Below are 14,164 nucleotides of genomic sequence, written 5' to 3' on the forward strand. Positions count from 1 at the left end.
CGAACCGATTGCTGGAGACACCATGCAACAAGCATCCACCGACCAGGCCGTGTCCTTGCGGGAACACGCCTACCGCATCCGCCGCAACGCCTTGCTGATGGGCGAAGTCCAGGGCCAGGGCTATATCGGCCAGGCGCTCGATATTGCCGACGTGCTCGCCGTGGCCTACTTCGGCGCCATGCGCTACCGCCCCGAAGACCCCGAATGGGAAGGACGCGACCGCTTCCTGCTGTCCAACGGCCACTACGCCATCGCGCTGTACGCGGCGCTGCTGGAAGCCGGCATCCTGCCCGCGGAAGAACTGGAGACCTATGGCAGCGACGACAGCCGCCTGCCGATGTCGGGCATGGCCAGCTACACGCCCGGCATGGAGATGTCAGGCGGCTCGCTGGGGCAGGGCCTGACCATCGCGGTGGGTCGTTGCCTGGGCCTCAAGCGCAAGGGCTCCGGCAACTTCGTCTACACGCTGTTCTCCGACGGCGAGCTGGACGAGGGCGCGATCTGGGAGGGCATCCTGTCCGCCGCGCACTGGAAGCTGGACAACCTGATCGCGATTGTCGACGTCAACAACCAGCAGGCAGACGGGCCCTCCACGCAGATCATGGCGTTCGAGCCGCTGGTGCCCAAGCTGGAAGCGTTCGGCTGGTTCACGCAGCGCGTCGATGGCAACGACATCGACGCCGTGGCTGCCGCCTTCCGTGCGGCGCGCGAGCACAGCGGCGCGCAGCCGCGCATGATCATCTGCGATACGCGCATGGGGTGCGGCGTGCCGTTCCTCGAACAACGCGAGAAGAACCACTTTATCCGCGTGGATGCCCATGAATGGCAACTCGCACTGCAGGCCCTGGAAGCCGGGAGACAAGCATGAGCAATACCATCGCTACCACCAACGCCACCACCAACGCCAAGCCGAAGCTGAAGACCTCGGCGATGATCGCCTCCATTGCCGGCGAAGGGCAGGCCACCCGGTCCGCCCCCTTCGGCCACGCGCTGGTGGAACTGGGCCGCCAGAAGCAGAACGTGATCGGCATGACCGCCGACCTGGGCAAGTACACCGACCTGCATATCTTTGCGCAGGCGTTCCCCGAGCGCTATTACCAGATGGGCATGGCCGAGCAGTTGCTGATGGGCGCTGCCGCCGGCCTTGCGCACGAGGGCGCGCAGCCCTTCGTCACCACCTACGCGGTGTTCGCCACCCGGCGCGCCTATGACTTCATGCACCAGACCATTGCCGAGGACAACCTCGACGTAAAGATCGTCTGCGCGCTGCCCGGGCTGACCACCGGCTACGGCCCCAGCCACCAGGCGGCGGAAGACCTGGCGCTGATGCGGGCCATGCCCAACATGACCGTGATCGACCCGTGCGACGCGATCGATATCGAGCAGATGGTGCCGGCCATTGCCGCGCACAACGGCCCGGTGTACGCGCGCCTGCTGCGCGGCAACGTGCCGGTGGTGCTGGACGAGTACGACTACAAGTTCGAGCTGGGCAAGGCCAGGCTGCTGCGCGACGGCGCCGAGGTGCTGGTGATCTCGTCCGGCATCATGACCATGCGCGCGCTGGAGGTGGCCAAGGCGCTGGAGAAGGACCGTATCGGCGTGGCGGTGCTGCACATACCGACCATCAAGCCGCTCGATACCGAGACCATCCTGCGCGAAGCCAGGCGGCAAGGGCGCCTGGTGGTGGTGGCCGAGAACCACACCGTGATCGGCGGCCTGGGCGAGGCCGTGGCGGCCACGCTGATGCAGGCGGGCACCATGGTGCCGTTCCGGCAGGTCGGGCTGCCCGACGCCTTCCTCGATGCCGGCGCGTTGCCCACGCTGCACGACCGCTATGGCATCTCGGCGGGCGTGATGGCGCAATCGATCCGCGACTGGATCGCCTGACGGCCGTCTTGCACATCGCCATGGTCATTCCCGCGTTCGCGGGAATGACAGCGTGGCTCAGATCCCGGACAGCGCGTGGCGCAGTAGCAGTGCCGACAGCACGAACATCGTCACGCCGATCAGCCCGTCCAGCACCCGCCAGGCCCACGGCCGCGCAAACCACGGCGCCAGCCAGCCCGCCCCGAATCCCAGCAGCCCGAAACAGAACAGGCTGGCCGAACTCGCGCCCGCCACGAACCAGCCCCGCAGCGCCGCCGGCTGCTGCGCGCCGATGCTGCCGACCAGCAGCACCGTGTCGAGGTAGACATGGGGATTGAGCAGCGTGAACGCCGCCGCCTGCGCCAGCGCCGCACCGCGGCCCAGGCGGTCCTGTCCGGCCGCCGCCCGCAGCTGGTGCGACTGGCGCGCGCGCTTCAGTGCCCGCCATCCGTATAGCGCCAGGAACGCGGCGCCGGCCAGCGCCAGTGCGCGCGCCAGGCCGGGGCTCTCTCCCAGTGCTTGCGCCATGCCCATGACCCCGGCGGCGATCAGCAATGCGTCCGCGATGGCGCAGAACAGCACCACGCTGCCGACATGCTCGCGGCGCAGGCCCTGGCGCAGCACGAACGCGTTCTGCGCGCCGATGGCGACGATCAGGCCGAGGCCCAGGGCCATGCCCTGTAGTGAGACCTGTACAGAAACCGACAGCGGGAGGGAAGGGGTGGCGAATAGCGTCATCATGGGCGCAGCTTGCCTGCACGCGCCGATGAAGACAAACTAGCTTTCCTTTATTCGGTTTAGAAAAACTTAAGCCATGCTGGACTACTCGGCACTCTCCGCGCTGGCCGCCGTGGTGCGCGAAGGCAGCTTCGAGCGCGCTGCCCGCGCACTTCATGTCACGCCATCCGCCATTTCCCAGCGCATCCGGCTGCTGGAAGAGCGGCTTGGCTGTGCGCTGGTGGTGCGCGACCAGCCTTGCCGCGCCACGGAGGCGGGCCGCAAGTTGTGCCAGCACGTCGACCGGGTGCGGTTGCTCGAGCAGGATTTGCAGGGCGCATTGCCGGCACTGGCGCCGGAAGGCATTGCGCGCGTCGTGCTGCCGGTCGCGGTGAATGCCGACAGCCTCGCGACCTGGGCCGCGCCTGCCATTGCGGCCTTCGCGGCGGCCAGCCCCGTGCTGATGGAAGTGGCCGTGGACGACCAGGACCACACCACCGAGTGGCTGCGCAGCGGCGCCGTGCTGGCGGCCGTGACCGCGACGGCGCGCCCGGCGGCAGGCTGCAACAGCCAGCCGCTGGGGGCCATGCGCTACCTGGCGGCCGCCAGCCCGGCCTTCGTGCGGCAGCACTTTGCCGGCGGCGTGGGTGCCGGCACGCTGGCCAAGGCCCCCAGCCTGGTGTTCAACACCAAGGACGAACTGCAGGTGCGCTGGGCGCGGCGGCAGTGCCATCGGCACGTGGAACTGCCCCGGCACACGCTGCCTTCGTCGCAGGCGTTCGTGACCGCGGCGCTGGCCGGCATGGGCTGGGGCCTGCATCCGCAGTCGCTGATTGCGCAGCATCTCGACGACGGCTCGCTGGTCGAGCTGGTGCCGGGTACGCCGCTGAACGTGCCGCTGCACTGGCAATACGCGCGCGCCGCGTCCGGATTGCTCGACGGCCTGAGCAGGGAGGTGCTGGCCGCCGGGCGCGCCGCGTTGCTGGCTCCCTGACTTGCCAGCGCTAACTCACCGGCGTGCCGGTGTCAGTCGTGCAGGTGCTCGTCGACGAAACGCCGGAACAACGCCATGCTCGGCGCCTCGGTCCGGCCCGCCAGCGTAAAGAACGCATACCTGGGACCATCGTCGACCGCCGGCGTGGTCACCAGCTCGCACAGCTTGCCCTCGGCGATTTCCGTCCGCACCGCCGCGACGATGCTGAACAGGATCGCGTCCGAGACCAGCACGGCCTCGACCAGGCTGCGCACGTTCTCGCAGCGCAGGCTCAGGCAATGCTCCGGGTCGGCGCGCGGGCCGAAGCGCTTGACCAGCCCGCGCGCGACTTCCGGACTCAGCGGTGCCGACGCCAGCGGATAGCGCATGACAGCGTCGAAGGTCACGGCGTCGCCGGCGGCGGCCTGCTGCAGCAGGGGATGCCCGGCGCGGCAGATGAAGCGGCCCTGCAGCTGCGCCAGCAATTCATGGCGCAGGTCGGTGGCGGGCGCCACGCTGGTGACCTCGACGATGACCGCGTCCAGCGTGCGCTGGCGCAGCTGGATCATCAGCGCATCGGAAGTGCCGAGCGACACCGCCACCTGGATGCCGGGGTGGTGCATGGCCATGTGCCGGAGGAAGGGCGTCATCAGCACCGCGCCCGGGCCCGCGCCCAGCCCGACGCGGATGGCGCCGAGGTGATGGCGGTGGAACAGTTCGACGCTGCGATGCAGCTCGGCCTCCTCGAACAGCATGCGCCGGGCCCGTTCCGCGATCAGCTCGCCCAGCGGGGTCAGCACATTGCGCCGGCCATGGCGGTCGATCAGCTTGCCGCCAAGCTCGTCCTCCAGCGCCTGGATGCTGCGGCTCAGCGCCGACTGGGTCAGGTGCAGGCGCTGTGCCGCGCGGCTGAACGATTCCACGTCCGCAACCATGAGCAGGTGCCGCAGGTGTTTGAGGTGCATCGATGCCTTGTGAATGAGTTTTATGAATAAATTCTAGACGAGTAATGCATTGGACACATAGCAGGCTGGCCGATACGATCCGTCGCACAACACCCACACAAAGCGACGCAAGGCGCCCAGGAGACTGCCATGACCCCAATCCGATTCCAGAACATTGCCCGCCGGCTGCTGCGCGGCGCGGTGGCCGGCCTGCTGTGCGTAGGCCTGGCGCCGGCCTACGCCTACCCCGACCGGCCGGTCACGCTGCTGGTGCCGTTTCCGGCGGGCGGGCTGTCGGATGTGGTGGCCCGCAACCTCAATGCGCCGCTGGGCCGGCAGTTCGGCCAGCCGGTCATCGTCGAGAACCTCGGCGGCGCCGGCGGCGCGATCGCCGCGCAGAAGGTACTGCATGCGCCGGCCGACGGGCACCTGCTGTTCCAGGCCGGCCCGGGCGAGCTGATCACGACGCCGCTGGCCAACGCCGCCATCAAGTACAAGAGCGAGGACTTCCGGCTGGTCCACATGGTCGGCGTGGTCGACCTGGCCATCCTGGTGCGCAAGGACCTGCCGGTGAAGGATGTCGATGAACTCGCCGCCTATGCCGCGCAGGCGGCCCGGGCGGGCAAGCCGCTGACGTACGCCAGCGTCGGCGTCGGTTCGCTCTATCACCTGCTGGGGGCACACCTGTCGCAGACCATCGGCGCACCGATGACGCACGTGCCCTACAAGGGCGGCGCGCCCGTGATCCAGGACCTGGTGGGCGGCATCGTCGATATCTTTATCTCGCCGTTCGGCAAGCCCGATATCGAGCGCATGCGCACCGGCCAGGTCAGGATGCTGGCGGTGCTGTCGCCGAACCGGCTCGACGCGGTCAAGTCCGTGCCGAGCGTCAATGAAAGCAGGGCGCTGCGCGGCTTCAACTACTCGACGTGGGCCGGCGTGTTCGTGAAGAAGGACACCGCCGAGCCAGTCGTGCAGGCGCTGCACAAGGCGCTGGCGCAGACGCTGGCCGAGCCGGCGGTGCGCGCCAGCCTGGACGCCGCGAACCTGCCCGCATCCCGTCCGGCATCGCTGGCGGAAAGCCAGAAGGCGTACCAGCAGAGCATCGACCAGTACCGCGGCATTGCCCGTGCCATCGGCCTGCAGCCGCAATGAAGGAAGCCATGCATCCCATCCTGGCAGCGCTGCGGGACAGCGCCGAAGCCTTCGTTGCCATCCGCCGCGATCTCCATCGCCATCCGGAACTTGGCTTCGAGGAACATCGCACCAGCGACATCGTGGCCCGCCTGCTCGCCGAATGGGGCTACGAGGTGGAGCGCGGGCTCGGGGCCACCGGCGTCGTTGGCCGGCTGCGGCGCGGCAACGGCGGGCGCAGTCTCGGCATCCGCGCCGACATGGACGCGCTGCCGATGGCGGAAGCCACCGGGCTGCCCTATGCCAGTTGCCATCCCGGCGTGATGCACGCCTGCGGGCATGACGGGCATACCGCCATGCTGCTTTGCGCAGCCAGGCATCTCGCGCGGCATGGCAACTTCAGCGGGACCCTGAACCTGATCTTCCAGCCGGCGGAGGAGGGGTTGGGCGGCGCAAAGCGGATGATGGAAGCGGGGTTGTTCGACAAGTACCCGTGCGATGCCATCTTCGCCATGCACAACGTCCCGGGCACGGCGCCGGGCCGGTTGCTGCTGCGCCAGGGCGCGGCGCAGGCTTCGGCGGATAACGTGACCATCACGCTCGCCGGCATCGGCGGCCACGCGGCGTTCCCGCACAACGCGGCCGATCCGGTCGTGGCCGGTGCTTCGATCGTGATGGCGTTGCAGACCATCGTGGCGCGCAATGTCGATCCGCTGCAAGCGGCGGTGATCACGGTGGGCGCGTTCCAGGCGGGTACCGTCTCCAACATCATTCCCGCGCAGGCGGTGCTCCGGCTGAGCGTGCGCGCGCTGGACCGCCGCGTCCGCGAACAGCTCGAACAGCGCATCCGCGAACTGGTGGCCGCGCAGGCGCAAAGCTACGGCGTGACGGCGCAGGTCGACTACGAGCGCGGCTATCCGGTGCTGGTAAACACGCCGGCGGAAACGGCGCTTGCCGGCCAGGTTGCGCTGGAGCTGCTGGGGCCCGGCCACGTCGACTGCCAGGCGCCGCCGATCGCGGCGAGCGAGGACTTCGCCTTCATGCTGGACGCGGTGCCCGGCTGCTACCTGTGGATCGGCAATGGCGAAGGGGCCGAGGGTGGCTGCATGGTGCATAACCCCGGCTACGACTTCAACGACGGCAACATCCCGGTGGGCGCGGCGTACTGGGCGCTGCTCTGCGAGCGCTTCCTGGTGGACCAGCCATGGCCGGCGCATGTGACGAACGCGGCCGCCCGGACACCTGCCTAGGCCGGCCTGCCGCTCTGCTGCACCAGCCATTGCCGGAAGGTGCGCGCGACCGACGTCTCCACCCGGTCCCGATGCCACAGCGCGTAATAGCCGCCACCGAGTGTGGCGCTGGCCTCGCAGGCGCGTACCAGCCGGCCGTCCTTCAGGCAGCCGTCGATCATGTGGCGCCAGCCCAGCACGATGCCGTGGCCTTCGATCGCGAGCTGCACCAGGATCGGGTAGGCGTTCGACACCACGGTGTTCTGCACGCGTGCCTTGCCCAGCCCGTTCTGCGCCAGCCACGCCGGCCACGACATCCACTGGCGCTGCGCGTCTTCCAGCACCAGCAGCGTCTCGCCCGGCAGGTCGGCCACCGCCAGCCGCCGGCCGCGCAGGTAGCCGGGCGCGCAGACCGGCACCACTTCCTCGTCGTAGAGCCGCTGCGCGGCCAGTCCTTGCGGCGGGCCTTCGCGCAGGTAGTACAGCGCGACGTCGAAGCTGGTGTCGACCAGTGACGCGAGCCCGTCGCTGACGAACAGCCGCACCTGTACGTCGGGATGCTCGGCGCGGAATTGCGCCAGCCGCGGCGCGATCCACAGCGTGGACACGCCCGACGACGCCGCCACCGTCAGCTCGGTGCTGCCCTTGCGCCGCATCACGCTTTCGGTCGCTTCGGCGCAGTCGACCAGCAGGCGCTGGATCTGCTCGGCGTATTGCTGGCCGCTGACCGTCAGGCTCAGCGCGCGCGGCCCGCGCTCGAACAGTTTCTTGCCGAGGAAGCGTTCCAGCTGCGCCACCTGCCGGCTGATCGCGCTCTGCGTCAGGTGCAGTTCCGCGGCCGCGCGGGTGAAGTTGCCGTGCCGCATGGCCGCCTCGAAGGCGACCAGGCAGGGAAGGGGAGGAAGGGGGGAGATGCGCATGGGACGGCCGGACGTCGGGGAACCAGCCGCCCATCTTAAGGGAAAGCCAGCCGAAGGCTTACCCCTGCCGCGCGTGGATGCGCCCGGCCTGCATGACCAGAGAGATATGCTCGCCCTGGCCGCACAGCAGGCTGATGTCTTGCAGCGGGTCGCCGTCGACCACCAGCAGGTCGGCCAGCGCGCCGGCCTTGACCGTGCCAAGCTCGTCCTCGCGCTGCAGCACCGCGGCGGCAATCGAGGTGGCCGAGCGGATGGTCTCCAGCGCGCCGAGCAGTTCGGCGCGGATGCGGAACTCGTCGGACTGGTAGTGGTGCATCTCGCCCAGCAGGTCGGAGCCGAAGGCCATCGGCACGCCGGCCTCGGCGTAGATCGCCAGCGAGTTGCGGCCGGCCTCGCGCACGGTCTCGATCTTGGCGACCGATTCCGGCGGCAGGCCCAGGCGCGCGCCGTCGCGGGCCAGCGCATCGTAGGTGACCAGCGTCGGCACCACGAAGGCGCCGTGCTCGCGCATCACGCGCGCCGCCGCGGCATCGACCAGGTTGCCGTGCTCGATGGTGCGCACGCCGCAGCGGATCGCCCGCGTGATGGCGCGGCCGGTGTAGGCGTGTGCCATCACGTAGGTCTGCGCGGCTTCGGCCTCGGCCACGATCGCGCGGATCTCGTCCTCGCTGTACTGGGTGTTGCCGATCGGGTCGGTCGGCGAGGCCACGCCGCCGGAGGCCATGATCTTGATCTGCGTGGCGCCCTTCTGGATTTCTTCGCGCACGGCTAGGCGCACCGCGTCGACGCCGTCGGCAACGCGCGCGATGGCGCCGGCACGGAAGGCGCACGAGCAGGGCTCGAGCACGTCGGCGCGCGGGCGGAAGTCGCCATGCCCGCCGGTCTGCGACAACGCCTTGCCGGACGGGAAGATGCGCGGCCCGGGGATCAGCCCGGTGGCCACTGCCTGCGACAGGCCCCAGTCGGCGCCGCCGGCATCGCGCACGGTGGTGAAGCCGCGCTCCAGCATCGACTTCATGATCGGCATGGCGCGGAAGGCCACCAGCACGTTGGGCTGCACCGCGTTCACGCCGAGGTTGGCCAGCGCGGCCAGCACGTGCACGTGGCAGTCGATCAGGCCAGGCATCACGGTCTTGCCGGTGACATCGATCTGCCGCGCGTGCGGCGCCACGATGCCTTGCGCGGAGACTTCGACGATGCGCTCGCCCTCGATCAGCACATCGGCGCGCGGCAGCGCGGTGCCGCGGGCGGGGTCCAGGACGTTGCCGCCCTTCAGCAGGATCTGGTTCATGGTCATTGCTTGCGGAGGTAGGCCGGTTCGCGCACCAGCAGCGTGCCGGCAAAGCTGATGGCGGCGGCGATCATCACGTAGAACGCGGGCGCCATGGTGCTGCCGGTGGTGGCGATCAGCCAGGTGATGATGAAGGAGGCGAAGCCGCCGAAGATGGTGACCGCCAGGTTGTAGGCGACCGACAGGCCGGTCGACAGCACCTTGGCCGGGAACAGTTCGGAGAAGGCCGCCAGGATCGGGCCGGTGTAGCCGGCGATCAGCACGCCGAACACCAGCTGGAACACCAGCAGCGAGAACAGGCCCGGGACCTGGTTGATGTACACGTACATCGGCCAGGCCAGCACGAAGATCAGCGCGGCCGAGCCCGACAGCAGGATGCGGCGGCCGTAGCGGTCGGCCAGGCGGCCCACCAGCGGCGCGAACACCAGGATCGCCATGCCGCCGACCATGCCGGCCACGAAGCCCGACGACTGCGGCACCTTCAGCACCTTGACGGCATAGGTCGGCATGTAGAACAGCAGCACGTAGGTGCATACCGTCCACAGGATCACCATCGAGAAACTGGCGGCGGTCTGGCGCGGGTAGTCGCGCAGCACTTCCTTCAGCGGCGAATCGGTCTTGTCCTTGGCTTCGCGGAAGGTCGGCGTTTCATCGAGGTGATGGCGGATGTAGTAGCCCACCGGGCCGATCAGCATGCCGATCAGGAAGGGCAGGCGCCAGCCCCAGCTGTTGAGCGCCTCGGGCGGCAGCGACGAGGTGACGAAGGTGCCGACTGCCGCGCCCAGCAGCACGGCCACGCCGATGCTGGCCTGGATCCAGCTGGAGTAATAGGCGCGCTCGCGCTCGGGCGCGTACTCGGTCAGGAAGGCGGTGGCGCCGCCCATCTCGCCGCCGGCGGAGAAGCCCTGCAGCAGGCGCGCGAGCACGATCAGCATCGGCGCGAACAGGCCCACCTGCTCATAGGTGGGCGCGATGCCGATCAGCGTGGTGCCCACCGCCATCAGCAGGATGGTCAGCGACAGCGCCGCCTTGCGGCCGACGCGGTCGGCATAGATGCCGATGATGATGCCGCCCACCGGCCGCATGAAGAAGCCGACGCCGAAGGTGGCGACGGCCAGCAGCAGCGACGACAGTTCGTCGCCGGTGGGGAAGAACAGCCGCGCGATGATGACCGCGAAGAAGCTGTAGACGGTGAAATCGAACCACTCGAGACCGTTGCCGATCACGGTGGCAACGATGGCGCGGCGCCGCTGGCTGGCGGCGATCGGCGCGCTCACGCGGTCAAGGGTTGGGTTGGCTTGCATGTCACTCCACTCCAGGCGACAGATCAGGGCTATGGGCTACGGAAGATGCCGGGCGCGTATGCCAAAGACATCGGCAGGCATCGGTAGGCAAGCCGATGATAGGTGTCGGCCCGATGATGAAAAAAACGATATCTGCGCATGGAGGCATGCGCGTAGCGCATGGCGGGGCGGGCGAGGCGGGCGGTGGACCACGGCCAAGCCGCGCCGGGGCAGGGCTGGCGGGCAGCAGGCCGGAAAGCCTTATGCCACGCCGCTGGCAAGGGCGAAACAGGGGATATCAGGGTTTGCCCTGATGCCGGCGCAGGGCATGCGCGCCGCGCATGCCTCGGGCTCGGCCCGCCGGCGCTCAGCCGGGCTCGCGCCGCAACCCCCGCCGCAACGTCTCCACCAGCGCATGGCGCACCGCGCGGGCGCTGGCATCGCTCATGCCGAACAGGTACTGCGCCGACACCCCGCGCATGGCGCCGATGATTGCCACCGATTCGGCCAGCGGGTCGACATCGGCGCGGATATTGCCCGCTTCGATGCCGCGCCGGATATGCCCTTCCAGGATCGCCACCGATTCGCGGTTGAGCCGGTCCAGCGCGTCGGCCACCGCCCCGCGGGTGACCACGCTTTCCGACAGCAGCACGTGCAAGGCGCGCAATGTGGTGTCGAGCGACGGGTGCCGGCCGACGTAGAAGCCGACGATCCCCAGCACGCTTTCCAGCCCGGGGGCCCAGTTGGCCACCTCCTGGCGCTCATCGCGCACGTCCTTGCCGATCTGCTCGACCAGCGCCACCAGCAGTCCTTCCTTGTGGCCGTAGTGGTGCGCGGCAAGGCCGCGGCTGTAGCCGGCGCGTTCGCCCACCTCGCCCAGCGTCAGGCCGGCGATGCCTTTTTCGCACACCAGCGCCATGGCGCTGTCCATGATCCGGCGCGCGGCCTCGTCGCGCCGCTCCTTCTGCGTGCGGCGCCTGGCGGGGGCCGGCGCGGCCCCGACTTCGGTCGTCATCTGTGTTCTCCGTGGGAATCCGCCTGGACACGCCGATGGTAACGCAGTGATGCGGGCATAACCCCGCCGCGGCGCCTCGGGATTTCACTTACTTGTTTATCAACAAGCAAGTTATAAGCTTCTCCGGCGGGCATGCCCGACCCACGGACAGACCGGCCCGTCACGACAAGAAGACCACCAGGAGACAGCTGTGACCGTAAGCGTTTCAAGCAGGAAAGCCTGTGCCGTGGCGATGACGGCATGCGCGCTCGGGTGGCTCGCCCCGCCGGCGCTGGCCACCCCGGCCGAGGCGGGCGACTACCCGAAGAAGCCGATCCACATGGTGGTGCCGTCGACCGCCGGGGCCGGCGCCGACATCCTGGCCCGGCTGGTCGCCGACAGGCTTGGCAAGACGCTGGGCCAGCCTGTCGTGGTGGAAAACAAGCCAGGCGCCAGCAGCGTGATCGGCACCACGGCGGTGGCGCGCGCCCAGCCGGACGGCTACACCATCCTGTTCACCTGGACCGCGCTGATCCAGTCGTCGGTGCAGAAGGCGAAGCCGCCGTATGACGTCTTTACCGACCTCGCGCCGGTCGCGGAAGTGGCCCGCTCCAGCTTCGTGCTGATCGGCGCCGCGTCGGCCCAGACCGGCAGCGCCAAGGATTTCATCGCGACGGCGAAGCAGCGGCCGGGCCAGTACAGCTATGGCTCGTACGGCAACGGCACTTCCTCGCACATCCTCGGCGAGCTGTTCAAGCAGAGCGCCGGCATCAGCATGGTCCACGTGCCGTACCGCGGCGGCGCGCCCTTGCTGTCGGACCTGCAGGCGGGCCATATCCCGGTGGCGTTCCTCGATTTCGCCAGCGCGCGCGCCAATGCCGGCAACGAGCGCATGAAGATGCTGGCGATCACCAGCAGCGAACGGTCGCCACATTTCAAATCCACGCCGACCTTCGGCGAACTCGGCATCCGCGGGCTCGACCTCGAAGGCTGGTTCGGCGTGCTCGCGCCGGGCAAGACCGACCCGGCCATCGTGCAGAAGCTGTCGGCGGCCGTGGCCAAGTCGTTGCGCGACCCGGACGTGTCCCGGCGCATGGAAGAGCTGGGCGTGACCGTGGTCGGCAACAGCCCCGACGAGTTCGCCGCCAAGCTGCGCCGCGACGAAGAGAAGTGGCGCACCGTCATTACCCACGCCGCTATCCGTGCCGACTGACGCGCCGACTGATCCGGAACCATGACGATGATCCACGCTTCGCCTTCCTTCTTCTCGCTTGCGCTGGCGGCACTGCGCCGCTATCCCGAACGCATCGCGTTCCAGTGGGCCGGCGGCCGGCTGACATACCGGCAGGCCACCAGCCTGATCGGCTGCTACCAGGCCGTGCTGGCGCGGCATGGCATCGGCGCCGGCACCCGCGTGGCCCTGCTCAGCGCCAACCGTGCCGACAGCTGGTGCGCTGGCATGGCAGTGCAGGGCCTGGGCGCTGCCGCCAGCTGGCTGCACCCGATGGGCTCGCTCGACGCGCATTGCTTCCAGGTCGAGGATGCCGACGTTGCGGCGGTCATCGTCGATGCCGCCAGTTACGGCCACCGCGCCGGCGAGATCGCGGCGCGCCTGCCCGGCAGCTGCATCCTGACGCTGGGCGCCGCCGATGCCGGCACCGACCTGGCGGCGCTGGCAGAGGCGGCCGGCGATCCGGATCCGGTTGACCATTCGCTGGCCGGCGCCATGGCCACGCTGTCCTACACCGGCGGCACCACCGGCCGGCCCAAGGGCGTGATGAAGTCGGGCGGCGCCAATGGCCATGTCGCGCTGCAGATGCTCGCCCATTTCGACATGCCGCTGGCGCCGCGCTTCCTGGCGGTGGCGCCGATCACCCACGTCACCGGCACCAATGTCGTGCCGACGCTGCTGCGTGGCGGCACCGTCCACCTGATGGCGCGCTTCGACCCGGAAGAAATGGCCGCCACCATCGCGCGCGAACGCATCAACGCGACCATGATGGTGCCGACCATGGTGTATGGGCTGCTCGATCATCCGCGCTTCGATGCCTTCGACCTGTCGTCGCTGGAAACGCTGCTGTATGCCGGTGCGCCGATCTCGCGCCAGCGGCTGATCGAAGGCATCGAGCGCATCGGCCCGGTGTTCTGCCAGCTGTATGGCCAGTCGGAATGCTCGCCCATGACCGCGCTGCGCAAGGAAGACCACGACCTGTCGCGGCCGGCGCTGATGGACGCCTGCGGCTTTCCGCTGGCGGGCTGCGAAGTGCGCCTGCTCGACGACGACCACCGCGAGGTGGCACCGGGCCAGCATGGCGAGATCTGCGTGCGCAGCCCCGCCGCGATGAGCGGCTACTGGCGCCAGCCGGAACTGACGGAGCAGGCCTTTGCCGGCGGCTGGCTCCATACCGGCGACGTTGCCGTGGCCGATGACTGCGGGCGGCTGGTTATCGTCGACCGCAAGAAGGACATGATCGTCAGCGGCGGCTTCAACGTCTATCCGCGCGAGGTCGAGGACGCGCTGGCCATGCACCCCGCCGTCAGCATGGGCGCGGTGATCGGCGTGCCGGATGCCAAATGGGGCGAGGCCGTGACCGCCTACGTGGTGCTGCGCGCCGGCAAGTCGGCGACGGCGGACGAGCTGATCCACCACGTCAAGGCGCTCAAGGGCAGCGTCAATACGCCCAAGCGCGTGGAGATCGTCATGGCCCTGCCGCTGACCGCGCTGGGCAAGCTCGACAAGAAGGCGCTGCGCGCGCGCCACTGGAGCGGCCAGGGCCGCAACGTTGCCTGATCCCGAAAATGTCTTCCTACTG

The 14,164-nt window shown here is 69.1% G+C and carries 13 protein-coding genes; 7 read left to right on the forward strand and 6 right to left on the reverse strand.

All coding sequences use genetic code 11. The annotated features are described in order from the left end of the window. Nucleotides 1-22: 22 nt before the first annotated feature. Together CTP10_RS20705 and CTP10_RS20710 are read left to right on the forward strand one after the other, a co-directional pair. Complete coding sequence (locus CTP10_RS20705; protein WP_116319754.1) at nucleotides 23-868, forward strand: transketolase; 846 nt, start codon at nucleotides 23-25, stop codon at nucleotides 866-868. Continuing rightward, the gene (locus CTP10_RS20710; RefSeq protein ID WP_116319753.1) at nucleotides 865-1,887 is read left to right on the forward strand and encodes a transketolase family protein; all 1,023 of its coding nucleotides are present in this window, start codon (nucleotides 865-867) and stop codon (nucleotides 1,885-1,887) included. Before CTP10_RS20705 ends, CTP10_RS20710 begins: the two co-directional genes overlap by 4 nt. Nucleotides 1,888-1,944: 57 nt before the next feature. Here CTP10_RS20710 and CTP10_RS20715 read toward each other — a convergent pair whose 3' ends face one another. After that, nucleotides 1,945-2,607: a LysE/ArgO family amino acid transporter gene (locus CTP10_RS20715; protein ID WP_116319752.1), complete on the reverse strand. Its 663-nt coding sequence runs from the start codon at nucleotides 2,605-2,607 to the stop codon at nucleotides 1,945-1,947. 73 nt (nucleotides 2,608-2,680) lie between these two features. On the opposite strand from CTP10_RS20715, the gene CTP10_RS20720 reads away from it, so the two are divergent. Next, nucleotides 2,681-3,577: a LysR family transcriptional regulator ArgP gene (locus CTP10_RS20720; protein WP_116319751.1), complete on the forward strand. Its 897-nt coding sequence runs from the start codon at nucleotides 2,681-2,683 to the stop codon at nucleotides 3,575-3,577. A 32-nt stretch (nucleotides 3,578-3,609) separates the two neighbouring features. Here CTP10_RS20720 and CTP10_RS20725 read toward each other — a convergent pair whose 3' ends face one another. Next, on the reverse strand, nucleotides 3,610-4,521 hold the full coding sequence (locus CTP10_RS20725; protein WP_116319750.1) for a LysR family transcriptional regulator: 912 nt from the start codon (nucleotides 4,519-4,521) through the stop codon (nucleotides 3,610-3,612). Nucleotides 4,522-4,650: 129 nt separating this feature from the next. Here CTP10_RS20725 and CTP10_RS20730 point away from each other — a divergent pair, with 129 nt between their 5' ends. Beyond that, the gene (locus CTP10_RS20730) at nucleotides 4,651-5,655 is read left to right on the forward strand and encodes a Bug family tripartite tricarboxylate transporter substrate binding protein (protein ID WP_116319749.1); all 1,005 of its coding nucleotides are present in this window, start codon (nucleotides 4,651-4,653) and stop codon (nucleotides 5,653-5,655) included. A gap of 8 nt (nucleotides 5,656-5,663) precedes the next feature. Next, nucleotides 5,664-6,884, forward strand: a complete 1,221-nt coding sequence (locus tag CTP10_RS20735; RefSeq protein WP_116319896.1) for a M20 aminoacylase family protein — start codon at nucleotides 5,664-5,666, stop codon at nucleotides 6,882-6,884. Here CTP10_RS20735 and CTP10_RS20740 read toward each other — a convergent pair. The 4 genes from CTP10_RS20740 to CTP10_RS20755 all read right to left on the reverse strand — a co-directional run bounded on the left by CTP10_RS20740 (nucleotide 6,881) and on the right by CTP10_RS20755 (nucleotide 11,372). Then, nucleotides 6,881-7,783, reverse strand: a complete 903-nt coding sequence (locus CTP10_RS20740; protein WP_116319748.1) for a LysR substrate-binding domain-containing protein — start codon at nucleotides 7,781-7,783, stop codon at nucleotides 6,881-6,883. The two genes, CTP10_RS20735 and CTP10_RS20740, sit on opposite strands and share 4 nt — an antisense overlap. A gap of 58 nt (nucleotides 7,784-7,841) precedes the next feature. After that, entirely contained in the window at nucleotides 7,842-9,074 is a 1,233-nt protein-coding gene (locus CTP10_RS20745; RefSeq protein WP_116319747.1) for a metal-dependent hydrolase family protein, read from the reverse strand. A gap of 2 nt (nucleotides 9,075-9,076) precedes the next feature. Continuing rightward, nucleotides 9,077-10,378, reverse strand: a complete 1,302-nt coding sequence (locus tag CTP10_RS20750; RefSeq protein WP_116319746.1) for an MFS transporter — start codon at nucleotides 10,376-10,378, stop codon at nucleotides 9,077-9,079. Between the two features lie 346 nt (nucleotides 10,379-10,724). Continuing rightward, nucleotides 10,725-11,372: a TetR/AcrR family transcriptional regulator gene (locus CTP10_RS20755; protein WP_233528128.1), complete on the reverse strand. Its 648-nt coding sequence runs from the start codon at nucleotides 11,370-11,372 to the stop codon at nucleotides 10,725-10,727. A gap of 232 nt (nucleotides 11,373-11,604) precedes the next feature. Between CTP10_RS20755 and CTP10_RS20760 the strand changes: the two genes are divergently transcribed. After that, nucleotides 11,605-12,564: a Bug family tripartite tricarboxylate transporter substrate binding protein gene (locus tag CTP10_RS20760; RefSeq protein WP_116319745.1), complete on the forward strand. Its 960-nt coding sequence runs from the start codon at nucleotides 11,605-11,607 to the stop codon at nucleotides 12,562-12,564. Nucleotides 12,565-12,585: 21 nt separating this feature from the next. Then, nucleotides 12,586-14,142, forward strand: a complete 1,557-nt coding sequence (locus CTP10_RS20765; protein ID WP_116319744.1) for an AMP-binding protein — start codon at nucleotides 12,586-12,588, stop codon at nucleotides 14,140-14,142. The last annotated feature ends 22 nt before the right edge of the window (nucleotides 14,143-14,164 follow it).

This window comes from Cupriavidus sp. P-10, assembly GCF_003402535.2.
GTDB lineage: Bacteria > Pseudomonadota > Gammaproteobacteria > Burkholderiales > Burkholderiaceae > Cupriavidus.